This window comes from Micromonospora sp. BL1, from assembly GCF_003667485.1.
Classification (GTDB): Bacteria; Actinomycetota; Actinomycetes; order Mycobacteriales; family Micromonosporaceae; genus Micromonospora; species Micromonospora tulbaghiae.
The window spans coordinates 96,352-110,802 of the sequence record NZ_RCVK01000234.1 but is presented as its reverse complement, the minus strand read 5'-3'; the positions used below and the strand labels follow the sequence as shown (position 1 = coordinate 110,802).

General features: G+C 72.8%; 10 protein-coding genes and 1 pseudogene. 2 read left to right on the top strand and 9 right to left on the bottom strand.

The window, feature by feature from the left end:
- The first annotated feature begins 22 nt into the window (after window positions 1-22).
- Window positions 23-2,776: a beta-L-arabinofuranosidase domain-containing protein gene (locus EAD96_RS15395; protein WP_121684768.1), complete on the top strand. Its 2,754-nt coding sequence runs from the start codon at window positions 23-25 to the stop codon at window positions 2,774-2,776.
- Between the two features lie 62 nt (window positions 2,777-2,838).
- On the opposite strand, the gene EAD96_RS15390 is transcribed toward EAD96_RS15395, so the two are convergent.
- The 5 genes from EAD96_RS15390 to EAD96_RS15370 form a co-directional block, all read right to left on the bottom strand.
- Complete coding sequence (locus EAD96_RS15390; RefSeq protein ID WP_121684767.1) at window positions 2,839-4,032, bottom strand: hypothetical protein; 1,194 nt, start codon at window positions 4,030-4,032, stop codon at window positions 2,839-2,841.
- Window positions 4,019-4,552: a SigE family RNA polymerase sigma factor gene (locus tag EAD96_RS15385; protein ID WP_121684766.1), complete on the bottom strand. Its 534-nt coding sequence runs from the start codon at window positions 4,550-4,552 to the stop codon at window positions 4,019-4,021. The genes EAD96_RS15390 and EAD96_RS15385 overlap by 14 nt, the downstream gene beginning before the upstream one ends.
- Before the next feature lie 96 nt (window positions 4,553-4,648).
- Complete coding sequence (locus EAD96_RS15380; RefSeq protein ID WP_121684765.1) at window positions 4,649-5,467, bottom strand: endonuclease/exonuclease/phosphatase family protein; 819 nt, start codon at window positions 5,465-5,467, stop codon at window positions 4,649-4,651.
- Window positions 5,468-5,581: 114 nt separating this feature from the next.
- Window positions 5,582-7,537 (bottom strand): translation factor GTPase family protein, encoded by a 1,956-nt coding sequence (locus EAD96_RS15375; RefSeq protein ID WP_121684764.1) that lies wholly within the window; start codon window positions 7,535-7,537, stop codon window positions 5,582-5,584.
- A gap of 107 nt (window positions 7,538-7,644) precedes the next feature.
- Window positions 7,645-8,688: a hypothetical protein gene (locus tag EAD96_RS15370; protein ID WP_121684778.1), complete on the bottom strand. Its 1,044-nt coding sequence runs from the start codon at window positions 8,686-8,688 to the stop codon at window positions 7,645-7,647.
- A 63-nt stretch (window positions 8,689-8,751) separates the two neighbouring features.
- Between EAD96_RS15370 and EAD96_RS15365 the strand changes: the two genes are divergently transcribed.
- Window positions 8,752-9,333, top strand: a complete 582-nt coding sequence (locus EAD96_RS15365; protein ID WP_121684763.1) for a TetR/AcrR family transcriptional regulator — start codon at window positions 8,752-8,754, stop codon at window positions 9,331-9,333.
- A 120-nt stretch (window positions 9,334-9,453) separates the two neighbouring features.
- Here EAD96_RS15365 and EAD96_RS15360 read toward each other — a convergent pair.
- From EAD96_RS15360 to EAD96_RS15345, 4 genes and pseudogenes are all read right to left on the bottom strand, one after another.
- Window positions 9,454-9,661 (bottom strand): annotated as a pseudogene (locus EAD96_RS15360) (short-chain dehydrogenase); the annotation flags it as partial.
- A gap of 62 nt (window positions 9,662-9,723) precedes the next feature.
- Entirely contained in the window at window positions 9,724-11,388 is a 1,665-nt protein-coding gene (locus EAD96_RS15355; RefSeq protein ID WP_121684762.1) for an RICIN domain-containing protein, read from the bottom strand.
- Window positions 11,389-11,443: 55 nt separating this feature from the next.
- The gene (locus tag EAD96_RS15350) at window positions 11,444-12,937 is read right to left on the bottom strand and encodes a family 43 glycosylhydrolase (protein WP_121684761.1); all 1,494 of its coding nucleotides are present in this window, start codon (window positions 12,935-12,937) and stop codon (window positions 11,444-11,446) included.
- Window positions 12,938-12,960: 23 nt separating this feature from the next.
- Window positions 12,961-14,412, bottom strand: a complete 1,452-nt coding sequence (locus EAD96_RS15345) for a family 43 glycosylhydrolase (RefSeq protein WP_121684760.1) — start codon at window positions 14,410-14,412, stop codon at window positions 12,961-12,963.
- Window positions 14,413-14,451 lie beyond the last annotated feature (39 nt).

Sequence of the window (14,451 nt, the reverse complement as noted above, 5' to 3'; positions counted from 1 at the left end):
GTCCCCCGCCACGGAGGCCGACATGCCCGCTCCCCTGGTGAACCGCCGCTTCGTCCTGCGCACCACCGCCGCCACAGCCGTCGCGGCCACCGCCGGCGCCGCCGCCGGGCCCGTCGCCGCAGGCGGCACGGCACACGCCGCGTTGCCACCGGCCCGCCCCGACATCGGCGTGTCCGCGTACGCGTTCGACCCGGGCCAGGTACGGCTGACCGCCGGCCGCTGGCAGGACAACCAGAACCGTACGGTCGCCTACCTGCGCTTCGTCGACGTGAACCGGCTGCTCTACAACTTCCGGGCCAACCACCGCCTGTCCACCGGCGGCGCCGCCGCCAACGGCGGCTGGGACGCGCCGAACTTCCCGTTCCGCACCCACATGCAGGGGCACTTCCTGACCGCCTGGGCACAGGCGTGGGCGGTGCTCGGCGACACCACCTGCCGGGACAAGGCGCTCACCATGGTCGCCGAGCTGGCCCGCTGCCAGGCCAACAACGGCGCGGCCGGGTTCAGCGCCGGATACCTGTCCGGCTTCCCCGAGTCCGACTTCACCGCGCTGGAGGCCCGGACGCTGAGCAACGGCAACGTCCCCTACTACTGCATCCACAAGACGCTCGCCGGGCTGCTGGACGTGTGGCGGCTGATCGGCAGCACCCAGGCCCGGGACGTGCTGCTGGCGCTGGCCGGCTGGGTCGACCAGCGCACCGGCCGGCTCACCTCGGCCCAGATGCAGGCCATGCTCGGCACCGAGTTCGGCGGCATGAACGCGGTGCTCACCGACCTCTACCAGCAGACCGGTGACGGACGGTGGCTCACCGTCGCGCAGCGGTTCGACCACGCCGCCGTGTTCAACCCGCTCGCCGCGAACTCCGACCAGCTCAACGGGCTGCACGCCAACACGCAGGTGCCCAAGTGGATCGGCGCGGCCCGGGAGTACAAGGCCACCGGCGCCACCCGCTACCGGGACATCGCCGTGAACGCGTGGGCCATCACGGTCGGCGCCCACACGTACGCCATCGGCGGCAACAGCCAGGCCGAGCACTTCCGCGCCCCGAACGCGATCGCCGGCTACCTGCGCAACGACACCTGCGAGGCGTGCAACACGTACAACATGCTCAAGCTGACCCGGGAGCTGTGGCAGCTCGACCCGGAACGGGTCGCGTACGCCGACTTCTACGAACGCGCGCTGCTCAACCACATGATCGGCCAGCAGAACCCGGCCGACGCGCACGGCCACGTCACGTACTTCACCCCGCTCAACCCGGGCGGGCGGCGCGGTGTCGGCCCGGCGTGGGGCGGCGGCACCTGGAGCACCGACTACAACTCCTTCTGGTGCTGCCAGGGCACCGGGCTGGAGACCAACACGACGCTCGCGGACGCGATCTACTTCCACAACGACACCACGCTGACGGTCAACCTGTTCGTCCCCTCGGTGCTCACCTGGAGTCAGCGCGGCATCACCGTCACGCAGGCCACCTCGTACCCGGTCGGCGACACCACGACGCTCACCGTCACCGGTTCGGTGGGCGGCTCGTGGACCATGCGGATCCGGATCCCGGCGTGGACCAGCGGGGCGTCCGTCAGCGTCAACGGCGTCGCGGCGGGCATCGCCACCACGCCGGGCAGCTACGCCGTGCTGACCCGCGCCTGGACCTCCGGCGACACGGTCACGGTCCGGCTGCCGATGCGGGTCGCCACGGTGGCCGCCAACGACGACGCTGCGGTGCAGGCCGTCACGTACGGGCCGGTGGTGCTCTCCGGCAACTACGGCAACACCACGTTGAGCGGCCTGCCGACGCTGGATCCCGCCTCGGTCACCCGTACCGGCACCGGCAGTCTCGCGTTCACCGCCCGGGCGGACGGCGCCACTGTCAACCTCGGCCCGTTCTACGACGCCCACGGGCACAACTACACGGTCTACTGGCGGGTCGGCGCGGGCGCCGGCGGCGGGGAGGCGAGCTTCCGGCTCGCCAACGCGGCGAGCGGCCTGGTGCTCGGCATCCAGAACATGTCCACCGCCGACGGCGGGCTCGCGCTCCAGTGGGGCGACACCGGCACCGCCGACCACGACTGGCAGCTCGTCGTCGACGGGTCGGCGCTGCGGCTGCGCAACGTCAACAGCGGCAAGGTGCTGGGGGTGGAGAACATGTCCACCGCCGACGGCGCCCGGATCCTGCAGTGGGCGGACAACGGCACCGCCGATCACCTGTGGACCGTCGTCGACGTCGGCGACGGCAGCCACAAGCTGCGCAACGTGCACACCGGCAAGCTGCTCGGCATCTCCGGCGGCTCGACAGCCCAGGGCGCGTTCGCCGTGCAGGACCCGGACAACGGGAGCCTGGACAACCAGTGGCGGTTCCTGCCCAACGGGGCGCGGCGGATCCAGAACCTCGGCAGCGGGCTGGTGCTCGGCGTGCAGAACATGTCCACCGCCGACGGTGGCCTGGTCATCCAGTGGGGCGACACCGGCACCGCCGACCACCTCTGGACCGCGCTCGTGGACACCGGTGGCTACCTGCGGCTGCGCAACGGCAACAGCGGCAAGGTGCTGGGCGTCGAGGGCGGGTCGACAGCGGCCGGCGCCCGGATCGTCCAGTGGGCCGACAACGGCACCGCCGACCACAGGTGGCGGCTACGGCACGGCGGAGGCGGCTGGTTCCGGATCCAGTGCGCGAACGGGGGCCGGGTGCTCGGGCTCAGCGGCGGCTCCGGCGCCCAGGGCACGCAGGCGGTCCTCGCCGACGACACCGGGGCCGCGCACCAGCGCTGGCGGTTCCTGTAGATCAGGCGGTGACGGTGGGAGCGGTCCGGCCGCTCCCACCGTCACCGGGGCGTTCCCCGGGGTCAGGGTGTCAGGGCGTCCCCGGCGGGCGTCCAGGTCGACTCGTCCCGCACGTCGTCGGCGACGGTGATCCCCTCGGCGATCCGCAGCAGCTCGGCCTGGGGCAGCTGGCCGCCGACGCCCTCGGAGCTGACCTGGACCACGACACTGCCGTCGGCGCTCCAGACGTTGCAGAACCCGCCTCTGCGGGCCGCACCCGGATAGCACCTCGTCGCGCCGGGCTCCGGTGACTGGTTGGAGCTGGTGCTCGGCGTGACGAAGATGTGGAACCCGTCCCTGATCCCGCCCTCGACCGAGTCGAACGGCGCGGTCAGGCCCGAGGTGCGCAGGGGCGGCCTGGTGTACGTCGCGCCGCCGTAGTCACCGGCGCGGGCGGTGGCGATGCCGCTCAGGCCGGGCATGGCGTGCGTGCCCACCTGGAGCGGCACGTAACCCCGCGGCAGGTAGCCCACCGTGAACGGCAGCGGAGCCGGCGTCGGCCCGGCCGGCTTGAGGCCCGTGACCAGGCCACTCAGGTCGCGGAAGCTCGGCGTCGCTTCGTCGCCGGAGATCGCCGTGACGACTGCCCAGGCGTTTTTCGCGTATTGCCAGGCGAACAGCTTGTTGCCCCTTTCCGGCGGCTGGCTCGGGTCGAGGGCGTACGGCAGCGTCGCCTGCACCGCCCTGCGTCCGGCCACCATGACGTTCCGCCCGCCCTTGATCGCGGCCGGGGCGAAGGCGCCGGGCCGGTAGACGGTCAGGTAGGCCCAGAGGCTCGGCTTCGCCCCGGCGGCCGTCGTCTCCTGCTGCATCGACTCGGCCTCGTCCGCGGTGAGGGGCCTGTCGTTCGAGGTGTGCCGGTCGGAGTAGACGGGGGCGATCTGGTACGCGGTCGACACGACGATCGGGTCCTGCACGTGCAGCGTGCCGGCGTCGTACCCGGTGAAGGTGAAGGTGAACGGCGAGGCGTCCGGCCAGGGGCTGACGCCCGGACGCGGCGCCTCGGACAGCGTCGAGGAGGTGCGCCTCGCGTCCAGGACCGGCACCGTGATCGCGGAGGCGACCGCCACCGCGACGAGGCCCGCCGCGCCGGCTGTCGCGAACCGGTTCCGGCGGCGCCGCTCGGCGCGCCGCCCGGCCGCGACGATGTCGTCGACGGTACGGCCCATCGGCGGCTCGTCGCCGGTCACGGCGTCCACCAGTTCACGCAACTGCATTGGTCCACTCCCCTATCGGCATGCCGGTGAGATTGAGGTGTTCGCCGCCGAGTGACTCGCGCAGCTTCGCCAGCCCGCGGGAGACCTGGCTCTTGGCCGTGCCCACCGTGCAGCCGAGCACGGCGGCCGTGTCCTCCAGGCTCAGGTCCAGGTAGTGCCGCAGCACCACGGCGGCCCGCTGCCGCGCCGGCACGGTCTCGAGCGCCGCCCGCAGGCGCATCCGCTCGTCGGTCGTCGCCGCCGTGTCCCGCACCGTGACGTCCGGCACGGCGTCGCCGGCCGACCGCTCGCGCCGCCAGGGCCGGCGGGTCTCGTCGATCGCAGCCCGGTAGACCATGGTCTTGACGTAGAGATCGGGCCGCTCCAGCTTCCGCCAGCGTGGATAGAGCTTGACCAGCGCGTTGGCCACGGCGTCCTCCGCGGCGTGCCAGTCGCCGCAGGTCATGTACGCCAGCTTGCGCAGGGACGCCATCTGTGACGTCACGAACTCGCGGAACGCTTGTTCGTCTTCGGCTTTCAATCGACTGCCTCCTCGTGACGGAGGTAGAACGGCTGCGCCCGCCCGCGAAGTTGCACGGACCGCGGACCAATTTCGCCGCGCGTCCGGAGACCTCGGTCAGTACCGTCCCGGTGGCGGCACCGGCCACGAACGGATCATGGTCGCCACCAGCGCCGGATGGTCTGTCGCCCCGCGCATGTCCACCGCGCGGCGGCAGCAGATCGTCACGCCGCTCGACGCCACGATCTGCTGCCGGGCGCCGTCGTCGATCCGCCGGTAGCCGGCCGGCACGCAGGAGCGCACGTCCGGCGTGCCACCGGCACGCAGGTTCAGGTCACCGCCGACGACGGCCGGCGCGCTCCCGGCGTCGCCCCGGACGTCCGGCACCACCGCGCCGAGCAGATGTCCGCACTGGGCCAGCGCGACCTGGGCGCTGGTGTTCGCCAGGTGCGTGGTGCAGGCGTGGAGTCCGGCGGCCCGGACGCACAGCCAGACCCGTTCCTCCGGGTCGGCGAGGTCCTGCGCCGGGTAGGTCCCCCGGTGCACCGAGGGCCGGGCGTCACGGTCGTCGAGGCGGGTCAGCAGCCCGATCCCGTACGGCTCGCCGTTGTTGCACCGGGTGGGACCGCGGGAGGGGCGGTCACCGGCGGCCTGGAACGCGGACACCACCGTCCCACCGGCACGGGCGGCCCGCAGCGTCCGCTCCAGCGTCACCAGGTCGTCGCGGCAGATCTCGTTGAGCGTGACCACGTCGGGCGTCTCGGCGGCGATCACGTCGGCGGCCTGGCGGACGGCCCGGCCGGTGTAGCAGCCGGCCCGGCCGCTGTTGCACAGGTTCATCTGGAGCACCCGCAGCGTTCCCGTGCCGCTGGCGCCGGCGCCCGACGACCCGGCGGGCAGCCCGGCGACCACGAGCAGGCACACCGCGGCCAGCACCCGGCGGACACGCCGGGCGGGGCGGGTGGCCGGCTGCGCTGACAGCGGGGCTCCAACGGGTACGGGCGGCGGCGGGCGCCGGTGATCCTATCGCCGCAGCGCTCCCGTCGCCGCCTACCTCGGTACGGCCCGGAACCACGCCTCCCGGTCGTCCGGGTCGGGCCCGCGCCGGGGCAGCCTCGGCGGTTCCTCGCCGGTGACCGGCGCGTAGTGGTCGAAGGTGGTGGTCAGGACCGCCTCGCCGCCGGTGAGGTCGGGCAGGGCGGCGACGACCCGCGGCACCCGGGCGGACGGCAGGGTGCCGCTCACCTCCAGGTATCCGCCCGCGACGGCGGTGTCGTGGACGACCGCTCCGAGCCGGCCGAGCAGCGCCAGCACCGTCTCCACCGTGTGCCGGGGGAGGTTGACGTCGAACCGCTCGATCGGCTGGCACACCCGCGTACCGGCCTGCCGCAGCGCGGCGGCGACCACGACCGGGGCGAGGTGGCGGAAGTCCGCCGCCACCGTCGAGATCGACTTGTCGAACTTCTGGTGCGGCCGGCTCTGCCGGGGCCAGTACCGGGACGCCGTCATGGTGACGGTGCAGTCGGTGACCGGCCACCCGTGCCGGCCCTGCCGCAGCGCGGCCCGCACGCCCTCCTCGGTGGCGGCGACGAAGGCCGGCGGCAGCCGGCCCGGCTCGATCCCGGGACGGAACTCGATGCCGTGCCCGGCCGGGGCGGCCTCGATGCGCAACCCCAGCCCGGCCAGGTACGGGTTGCCGCGCTCCCGTACCCGCTCCTCGGCGGCGCCGGTGCCGGCGACCCGTTCGATGCAGGCGGTGAGCGTGCCGGAGAACCGCACCCGGACGCCGTACCGGTCCTCCATCAGGGCTGCGAGGACCTCCTTCTGGACCTCGCCGTGCAGGCGGATCACCGCCTCGGCCTGCTGCTCGTCGAGGCGCAGGTCCACGAGCGGGTCCTCGTCGGCCAGCTCGGCCAGTCCGGCGAACATCGCCAGGCGCTGCTCCGGTTCGACCGGCTCGACGACCGCCTGCCGGGTCGGCGGCGGGAACCGGTAGCCGTGCCGCCGCGGCGGGTCGCCGATGTGCTGGCCGATCCGGGCCGACACCCCGCGTACCGCCGCGATCTGCCCGGCGGAGACCGACCCGCGCACCAGCATGCCCTCGGGCTCGATGACGGCGATCTCGGTCACCGGTTCCGGACGGCCGCCGGGCAGCCGCACCCGGTCCCGCACCCGCAGCCGCCCGGACCACAGCCGCAGCCAGACGCGCCGGCCGTGCCCGTCCCGGTCGACGGCGAAGACGGTGCCCGCCGGCGGGCCGTCCGGCGCGTCGCCGTACGGCAGCAGGTCGGCCAGGACGTCGCACAACTGGCGTACCCCGGCGCCGGTGATCGCCGAACCGCACACCGCGGGGACCAGCTCGGCGCGGCGGACCGCGCGGCGGAGCGCCCGCCGGACGTCGCGGACGCGCACCGGCCGGTCGGTCAGCCAGCGCGCCGCCACCGCGTCGTCGACCTCGGCCACCTCCGCCACCACGGGTTCGGCGTCGAGGTCCACGGCCTGCACCCGGGCCTCGCGGCGGCCCTGGCCGGTGACCGTGCCGAGAAGCACCGGCCGCGCTCCGAGCCGGTGCCGCACCTGGGCCGTCACCCGGTCCACGTCGGCGCCGCCACGGTCGACCTTGTTGAAGAAGAACACGGTCGGTACGCCGATGCGGCGCAGCGCCCGCCAGATCGCAACGGTCTGCGGCTGGACGCCCTCCACGCTGGACACCACGAGCACGGCGGCGTCGAGGACGGCCAGGGACCGCTCGACCTCCGCGATGAAGTCGGGGTGGCCGGGGGTGTCGAGCAGGTTGATGCTCAGGTCGCCGATGGTGATCGACGTGACGGCCGCGCGGATGGTGATGCCGCGGCGGCGTTCCAGGTCCATCGAGTCGGTCCGGGTCGTGCCGGCGTCGACGCTGCCCGGCTCGGACACGGCGCCCGCCTCGTAGAGCAGGCGTTCGGTCAGGCTGGTCTTTCCGGCGTCAACATGCGCGACGATTCCGAGGTTCAACAGGGCCAAGGCGGAGCTCCACGGTAGGACGGGCAAGGGTCCGAAGCGTGGAAGCTGCTCGCATCGTCTCTCCTGGTGATCGTCGTCGTGGCGGCGCTCGCCGCCGGTGTGCAGTCCTACCTTGCCCGCCCGCGGCGGTCGCCACCACCGAATTCGGTCCGGCTCAGCGCACGGGCGCGGCCGTATTCGGCCAGGGCGTGGAAGGCGGCCTTGGGCGTCCACGAGCCGTCCGGCAGCACGCGCACGATCCCCCGTGCCGCCAGGTCGTAGTCGTGCCCGGGGTCGCCGGTGGTCGGCAGGTGTCGGTTCGCGAACGTGTACACGAACGCCGCCTCCGCCCCGCCGGCCTCGTAGTCGCGCAGCAGGTCGACGAGGTAGCGTGCCTGGCCGTCCTCGTCGCGCTCCAGTTCCGCGGTGAGCTTCGCCGCACGGCCCTGCTCGTCGTAGGCCACCGGCTCCGTCGCGCCCGCGACATCGGCCGCGCCGCGGAACGTGCAGCAGCCGAACTCGGTCGCCGCGTACGGCTTGCCCTGCCCCACGGCCGCCGCCAGGGACTGCGGGAACACCGCGGAGTTGGTCGCGTCGCGGTAGCCGGCGTCGCTGGCGACGATGTCGAAGGCCGTCCAGTCGACGTCTTCGAGCGGGATCGAGGCGTACCCGACGGGGCCGCCGAAGCGCTCCCGCACCGCGGGTACCGCTTCCGCGAGGAAGTCCCGCACCGCGGCCCGCGCGGCCGGGACCGCCTCCCGCATCCGCATCGGGTCGGTGAACACCGCCATGCGCTCGGCCAGGTCACGGCCGGGCAGGAAGCCGTCGGTGAACAGGGAGATCTCGGAACCGGTGAGGTAGACGACCGGGGCGCCGTCACGCCGCAGCCGCTCGGCCCGCTCGGCGCCGTCGAGCAGGAACGCCATGAGACCGTCGCGGTCCAGGCCGTTGGTGAACGGGCAGTACCACACCTCCAGCCCCGTTTCGGCCGCCAGCCGCGCGGTCAGCTCCAGCCGGTCCTGCACGCCGCCGGTGACGCGGACCGCGTCGCAACGCAGCTCGTCGCGGATGACACGCAGGTCGCTGCGCACGACGTCGGGGTCGAACGGCTCGTGGGTGGTGGATCCGGCGCTGACGAAGCCGGTGTCGTAGTTCATGCCGAAGACGCGCATCGAGAACTCCACTCTTAGGGTACGCGCCGTACCCTATAAGGTACGCCGCGTACCCTGCAAGGCATGAGCAGGAGGCGACGGGGCGAGGAACTGGAACAGGCGATCCTGCGGGCCGCGGCGGAGGAACTGCGCGAGTCCGGATACGCGGGGATGACGATGGACCGGGTCGCCGACCGCGCCGGGACCAACAAGAACGCCATCTACCGCCGGTGGCCGCACCGGGCGGCGCTGGGCGTCGCGGCGTACCGCCACCTGTCCGACGCGGCCATGCCGGACCCGGACACGGGCACGCTGCGGGGCGACGCGCTCGAGATGCTCCGGCTGGCGAACGAGACGTGGTCGTCCCCGCACGGGGCCGTCCTGCGCGGCCTGCTCGCCGCCGCCGCCGACGACCCGGAACTGCTCACGCTCATGCGCGAACGGTCCGGCGCCGACACCATGGACCGCGCCTGGATCGGGATGCTGGAACGGGCCGCGGCCCGGGGCGAGGCGCCGGCGGCGGCCGTCCGTCACCGGGTGGCGACGGTACCGATGATGCTGCTGCGCGCCGAGTACGCGATGCGCGGCGTCCCCTCCGTCCCCGACGAGGTGCTGGTCGAGATCGTGGACGAGGTGTTCCTGCCCCTGGTACGCGGTCGCGGCTGACGCCACCGTTCACCGGCGGGCCGCCCTCCGCCGGACCCACCAGACCCGCGACGCCACAGCGGCGGCGATCAAGGTCAGCAGAATTCACTCCCCGATACCCAGTTCCCGCTCCAGATACCGGTAGGAGGCGGCTCGGCCGTACCAGCGCTCGAAGTGCAGGTCGTCGAAGTGGATCGCGCCACGGATGTGGTGGCCGGTGCTGCTGACCGTCACCACGCGAGCCGGGCACCGGCAGCATCAGGTCCAGCAGCAGCCCGGTGAGCGCGAAGTGGCCGAGGTGGTTGGTGCCGAACTGGAGCTCGAAGCCGTCGCGGGTGGTCCTCCTCGGCGCGCTGCCCCGCGACTGACCGGCTGCCCCGCGGACCACCGGCCGGCGGGGAAGCCGGACCGTCAGCACCAGGTCAGCGTCGAGTTGACCCGCGTGACGTTGCTGATCGTGTTGTTCGCCCCGCCGCACGGGCTCTGGGTGATGTTCGTGTTGGTGACCGTCAGGTTCTGGAAGCGGATGCCGGAGGAGATCGGGAACTCGGCCCGCGAGGCGATCCGCACCTCGCCGCCGCCGGTCACGGTGCCGGACACCCCGGCGATCGTGACGTTGTAGCAGTTCTCCACGAGGATCGAGTTGTTCCCGGTGTTCGAGATCGTCACCCGGTCGATGACCGCGCCGCCGGACTCCGACACGCAGAAGACCCCCCGGCCACCGCCGGACGCGATCACGGTGCCGACCCGGATGTTCGTCGGGTACGAGCTGCCGATCCGGCCGTTGCGGTTGGCCATCCGGAACGCCGCGTACCCGGTTCCGGTGCCGGCGCCCTGCGCGTCGACGGTGCCCACTGTGGCGTTGATCGTGTCGTTGAGCAGCAGACCGGAGTAGCCGGTGTTGCGCGCGGTGACGGTGCCGATGGTCAGGCCGTCCACGCCGTACGTCTCCACGCCGTGCGCGCCCGTGCCGGACACGTACACGGTGTCGATGCGCACGTTGCGCACCTTGACCGCCCGGTCACCGCCGTGGTTGTCGATCCGCACCCCCAGGCCGCCGGACAGCCGCATGTCGATCTGCCCGAGCGTCAGGTTGTTCACGTTGCGCATGAAGATCCCGTACAGCGGCGCCCCGGTGAGGGTCAGGTTCTGCACCTCGACGTCGGTGGTCCCGCGCGAGTAGACGGGCGCGTAGTCGCCCGATCCCGAGCCGGTCACGTTGATCGTGCCGCAGACCGCGAGCGTCGTGTACGACGGCAGCGACAACCGCGACCCGGCGCTCATCGAGCCGGAGCCGCGCACCACCACCCGCTGCCTGGCGGTCCGTCCTGCCGAGAGCGAGTTCACCGCGGCCTGCATCGCGGCGAGCATGTCCCCGCCCGAGTACACCGTCGACGACCCGTTGCGGGCCGTCCAGGTGCCGCCGTTGAGCACCGCCTCGGCCTGGTAGGAGCCGCTGCCGCACCCGGTGGACGGCGGCGGGGTGGTCGGTGTGCCGCCGGTGCCCACCCGGACCATCTGCCACTGCTGGTTGGTGCCGTTGAGGTCGGCGTACTGGCTGACCCGGGCACCGTCGGCGGTCGACCGTTCCCAGACCTCCAGGGCCTTCCCGGAGTGCCGGTTGATCAGCCGGATGTAGCCGCTGTCCGAGTCGCGCACCTGGAACTGCTGGTTGGCGGCGTCGAGGTCGGGCCACTGCCGGTACTCCGCGCCGTCGGCGACGTTCCACTCCCACAGGTCGACCACCTTGCCGCTGTGGCGGGCCCTCAGGCGGTAGTAGCCGCTGCCGGAGGAGACGAACTGGAACTGCTGCCACTCGCCGTCGTTGCGGGACCACTGCTGGATCGCCGCGCCGTCGCTGGTCGAGGTGTCCCGGACGTCGAGGACCTTGCCGCTGTTGCGGTTGACGAGCACGTACCAGGCGCCGGTGTCGATGGTGGCCGCCTGCGCCGAGGGCGCGGCCACCACGGCGGCGCCGGCCACGGCGGCCAGCGCCGCCACCAGGGCCAGCGCCAGGCCGGCGCGGCGCCGGCCCCGTGGGGCGCCGGGCGGTGCCGTCACTGCGGGGTTGAGCATCGTTCGACCTCCGGGAAAGGGGTACGCCGAGTCCGGCGCAGCGGTTGTCGGGCGCCTACTCCAGGTGGAAGGTGGCGGCGCCCCGGTCCGCGCCGGTGCCCACCGTTTCGAGCTGGAGCAGTCCGTCCCGATGGCGGACGTACCGGCCGGGGTAGTTCTGCGACTCCAGTGAGAGACCCTCGGCGGCGGCCAGCCCCGGCCGGCGCTGGAAGCTCGCGTCGCCGTCGAACAGGGCCGAGCCGTCGTCGCGTTCGACGTAGAGGGCGAAGGCCCGGTGACGCAGGTAGTAGCCGGGGAAGTTCGTCGACTCCAGCGAGACCGATCCGGCGCCGGCGAGGCCGGGGACGATGCGGAACTGCGAGTCGGCGAGGTTCGTGACGTTCGGCTCGACCCGGCCCCGGTAGTCGTAGTGCCGGATGTAGCTCCCGGTGAGATCGTGCGAGCGCAACCGGACCGGGGTGGCCCCGTCGGGCACGGGGATGCCGAGGTTCGGCGTGCCGTCGGTGTTCCAGTACAGCTTCTGGATCCTGGTCCGCCGGTTCGGGTCGTCGAGCGGGTCGCCGCTGATGTCCCGGTAGTTGCGGTCGTGGTAGACCAGGATGTCGCTCTGCCCGTCCTCGGAGACGGTGAAGGAGTTGTGGCCGGGGCCGTACTGGCCGGTGGCGGCGTTGCTGGCGAACACCGGAGTGGGGCTCTTGCTCCAGGAGGCGGCGTCGAGCAGGTTCGCGCCGGCCGACGCGGTGAGCATGCCGAGGCAGTAGTTCGCGTCGGTGGCGCTGGCCGAGTACGTGAGGAAGACCCGGCCGTTTCGCTGGATCACCGCCGGTCCCTCGGCCACCCGGTAGCCGCGGGTCTCCCAGTCGTACGCCGGCACGACCAGCCGGGCCACCGGGCCGGTGATCTGCCACGGTTCGGCGCCCATCCGGGCGAGGTAGACGTTGGAGTTGGTGGAGATGCCCGGCTCCTGCTGGGCCCAGGTCAGATACCGCACCCCGTTCACCACGAACGTCGAGGCGTCCAGGCTGAACGTGTCCCACGGCGTGGTGATCCGGCCGCGTTCGGTCCACGAGCCGGTCAGCGGGTTGGCGCTCGCGTTCTCCAGCACGTACATCCGGATCCGCCACACGTCGTCGGTCCGCCCGGCGGCGAAGTGGACGTACCACCTGCCGTTGATGAAGTGGATCTCCGGAGCCCAGATGTGGGCGCCCATCTCGCCGCTGGTGTGCCGCCGCCAGATCGTCGTCTCGGTGGCGGTGGCCAGCCCCTGCAGGGTGGTGGCGCGCCGGAGCACGATCCGGTCGTACTGCGGCACCGTCGCGGTCATGTAGTAGTAGCCGTCGGTGTGCCGGACGATGTGCGGGTCGGCGCGCTGGTTCACCAGCGGGTTGGTGTGGTTCACCGCCGGCGCCGCCTGTGCGGGGCCGGGAACGGTGAGGCCGGCCGAGGTGGTGAGCAGCGCGAGCGCCGCGGCCAGGATCGGCCGCAGACGCCGGTGGGCCGGTTCGCCGATACGGCGGCGGGCCGGGTGGAGGAAGTGCCGAGGCGACATGTGCGCCCTCCCAGGTGGCCGGTTCAGTACACGTAGGGCCAGGCAGCGGCGTCGTAGCCGATGCGGTTGACGCCGAGCAGCGACGCACCGTCGTCAACGTAGTAGTGGTAGAAGAGGACGTCGCCGTCGGTGTCCGCGAGCACGGCCTGGTGGCCGGGGCCGTGGACGTTGCCGTGCGAGGCCAGGATCTGCGTGCCGCCCCCGGCGAGCATGTCCCGGCCCGCGCGGTCCACGAACGGCCCGGTGGGGCTCGCCGAACGACCGACCATGATCCGGTACGTGCTGGCGGCGCCCTGGCAGCAGCGGTCGAACGAGACGTACAGGTAGTACCAGGAGCCGCGCTTGACCAGGACCGGCGCCTCGATGCCGGGGCCGTAGGCGGCCACGCTGTGCATGGTGCTGCCGAGCCGGCGCCCGGTGGCCGGGTCGATCGGGATCATCTTGATGCCGGACCAGAACGAGCCGAAGCTGAGCCACCAGCGGCCCTGGTCGTCGACGGTGAGGTTCGGGTCGATGGCGTTGAAGTCGTCGGTGGTCCGCGACTCGACCACCAGTCCCTCGTGGACCCAGCTCCCGGAGTCACCGGTGGTGCTGGTGGCCAGGAAGATCGCCGAGCGGTTGGAACCGAACGTCGACGCCGAGTAGTACAGGTGGTAACGCCCGTTGCGGTACGACAGGTCCGGTGCCCAGAGGTTGCGCGCACCGCCGGTGTACGTGCTGGTCCACGGCGCGCCACCGGGGAAGACGGCGCCCGCGTTGCGGAAGGTGACCCGGTCGGCGGAGGTCTTCAGCGCGACGTTGTCACCGGTGTGCGCGACGAGGTACGTGCCGTCGGGCCGCTTGACCACGGTCGGGTCGTGGACGCCGACGTCGCCGGACACCCGGCCGGGCTGCGGGTAGGCCGGTGCCGGGGTGGTGGGCGCCGGGGTGGGCGTGCCGCCGCCCAGCCGGATCAGCTGCCACTGCTGGTTGGCGCCGTCGAGATCGGCGTAGCCGGCCAGCCGGCCGCCGTCGGCGGTCGACCACTGCCACACGTCGACGACCTTGTTCCACTGCCGGTTGACGAACCGCACGAACCCGCCCGCGGAGTCCTGCAACCGGAACTGCTGGGTGGCCGACGAGCGGTCGGTGCTCTGCACGAGCTGGGTGCCGTCGCCGCCGGCCGGCAACTCCAGCACCTTCCCGCTGTGCCGGGACCGCACCTTGTAGAACCCGCCGCCGGCGTCCACGAACTGCCACTGCTGCACCGCGAGGTCGTTGCGCGTCCACTGGTTCACCGGCGCGTTCTCCGCCGTCGACCAGTCGTACAGGTCCATCGCCTTGCCGCTGTGCCGGTTCACGACCACGTACGACGCGGACGTGTCGACCGTCGCCGCCGACGCCGGGGGCGTCCCGGCCACCACCCCCGCGGCGAGGACCAGCGCCGCCGACACCACGACCGCCGCCGTCCGCGTCCTCCGAGCGGTCCCTGTCACCGAGAACCTCCTGCGCCTGGTCGTCACCGGCCGGCCGCG

Coding starts and splice junctions, on each gene's coding strand:
- EAD96_RS15365 (WP_121684763.1), top strand. CDS start 8,752: ATGAGCAGGAGGCGACGGGGCGAGGAACTGGAACAGGCGATCCTGCGG.
- EAD96_RS15350 (WP_121684761.1), bottom strand. CDS start 12,937: ATGTCGCCTCGGCACTTCCTCCACCCGGCCCGCCGCCGTATCGGCGAA.
- EAD96_RS15390 (WP_121684767.1), bottom strand. CDS start 4,032: ATGCAGTTGCGTGAACTGGTGGACGCCGTGACCGGCGACGAGCCGCCG.
- EAD96_RS15355 (WP_121684762.1), bottom strand. CDS start 11,388: ATGCTCAACCCCGCAGTGACGGCACCGCCCGGCGCCCCACGGGGCCGG.
- EAD96_RS15395 (WP_121684768.1), top strand. CDS start 23: ATGCCCGCTCCCCTGGTGAACCGCCGCTTCGTCCTGCGCACCACCGCC.
- EAD96_RS15370 (WP_121684778.1), bottom strand. CDS start 8,688: ATGCGCGTCTTCGGCATGAACTACGACACCGGCTTCGTCAGCGCCGGA.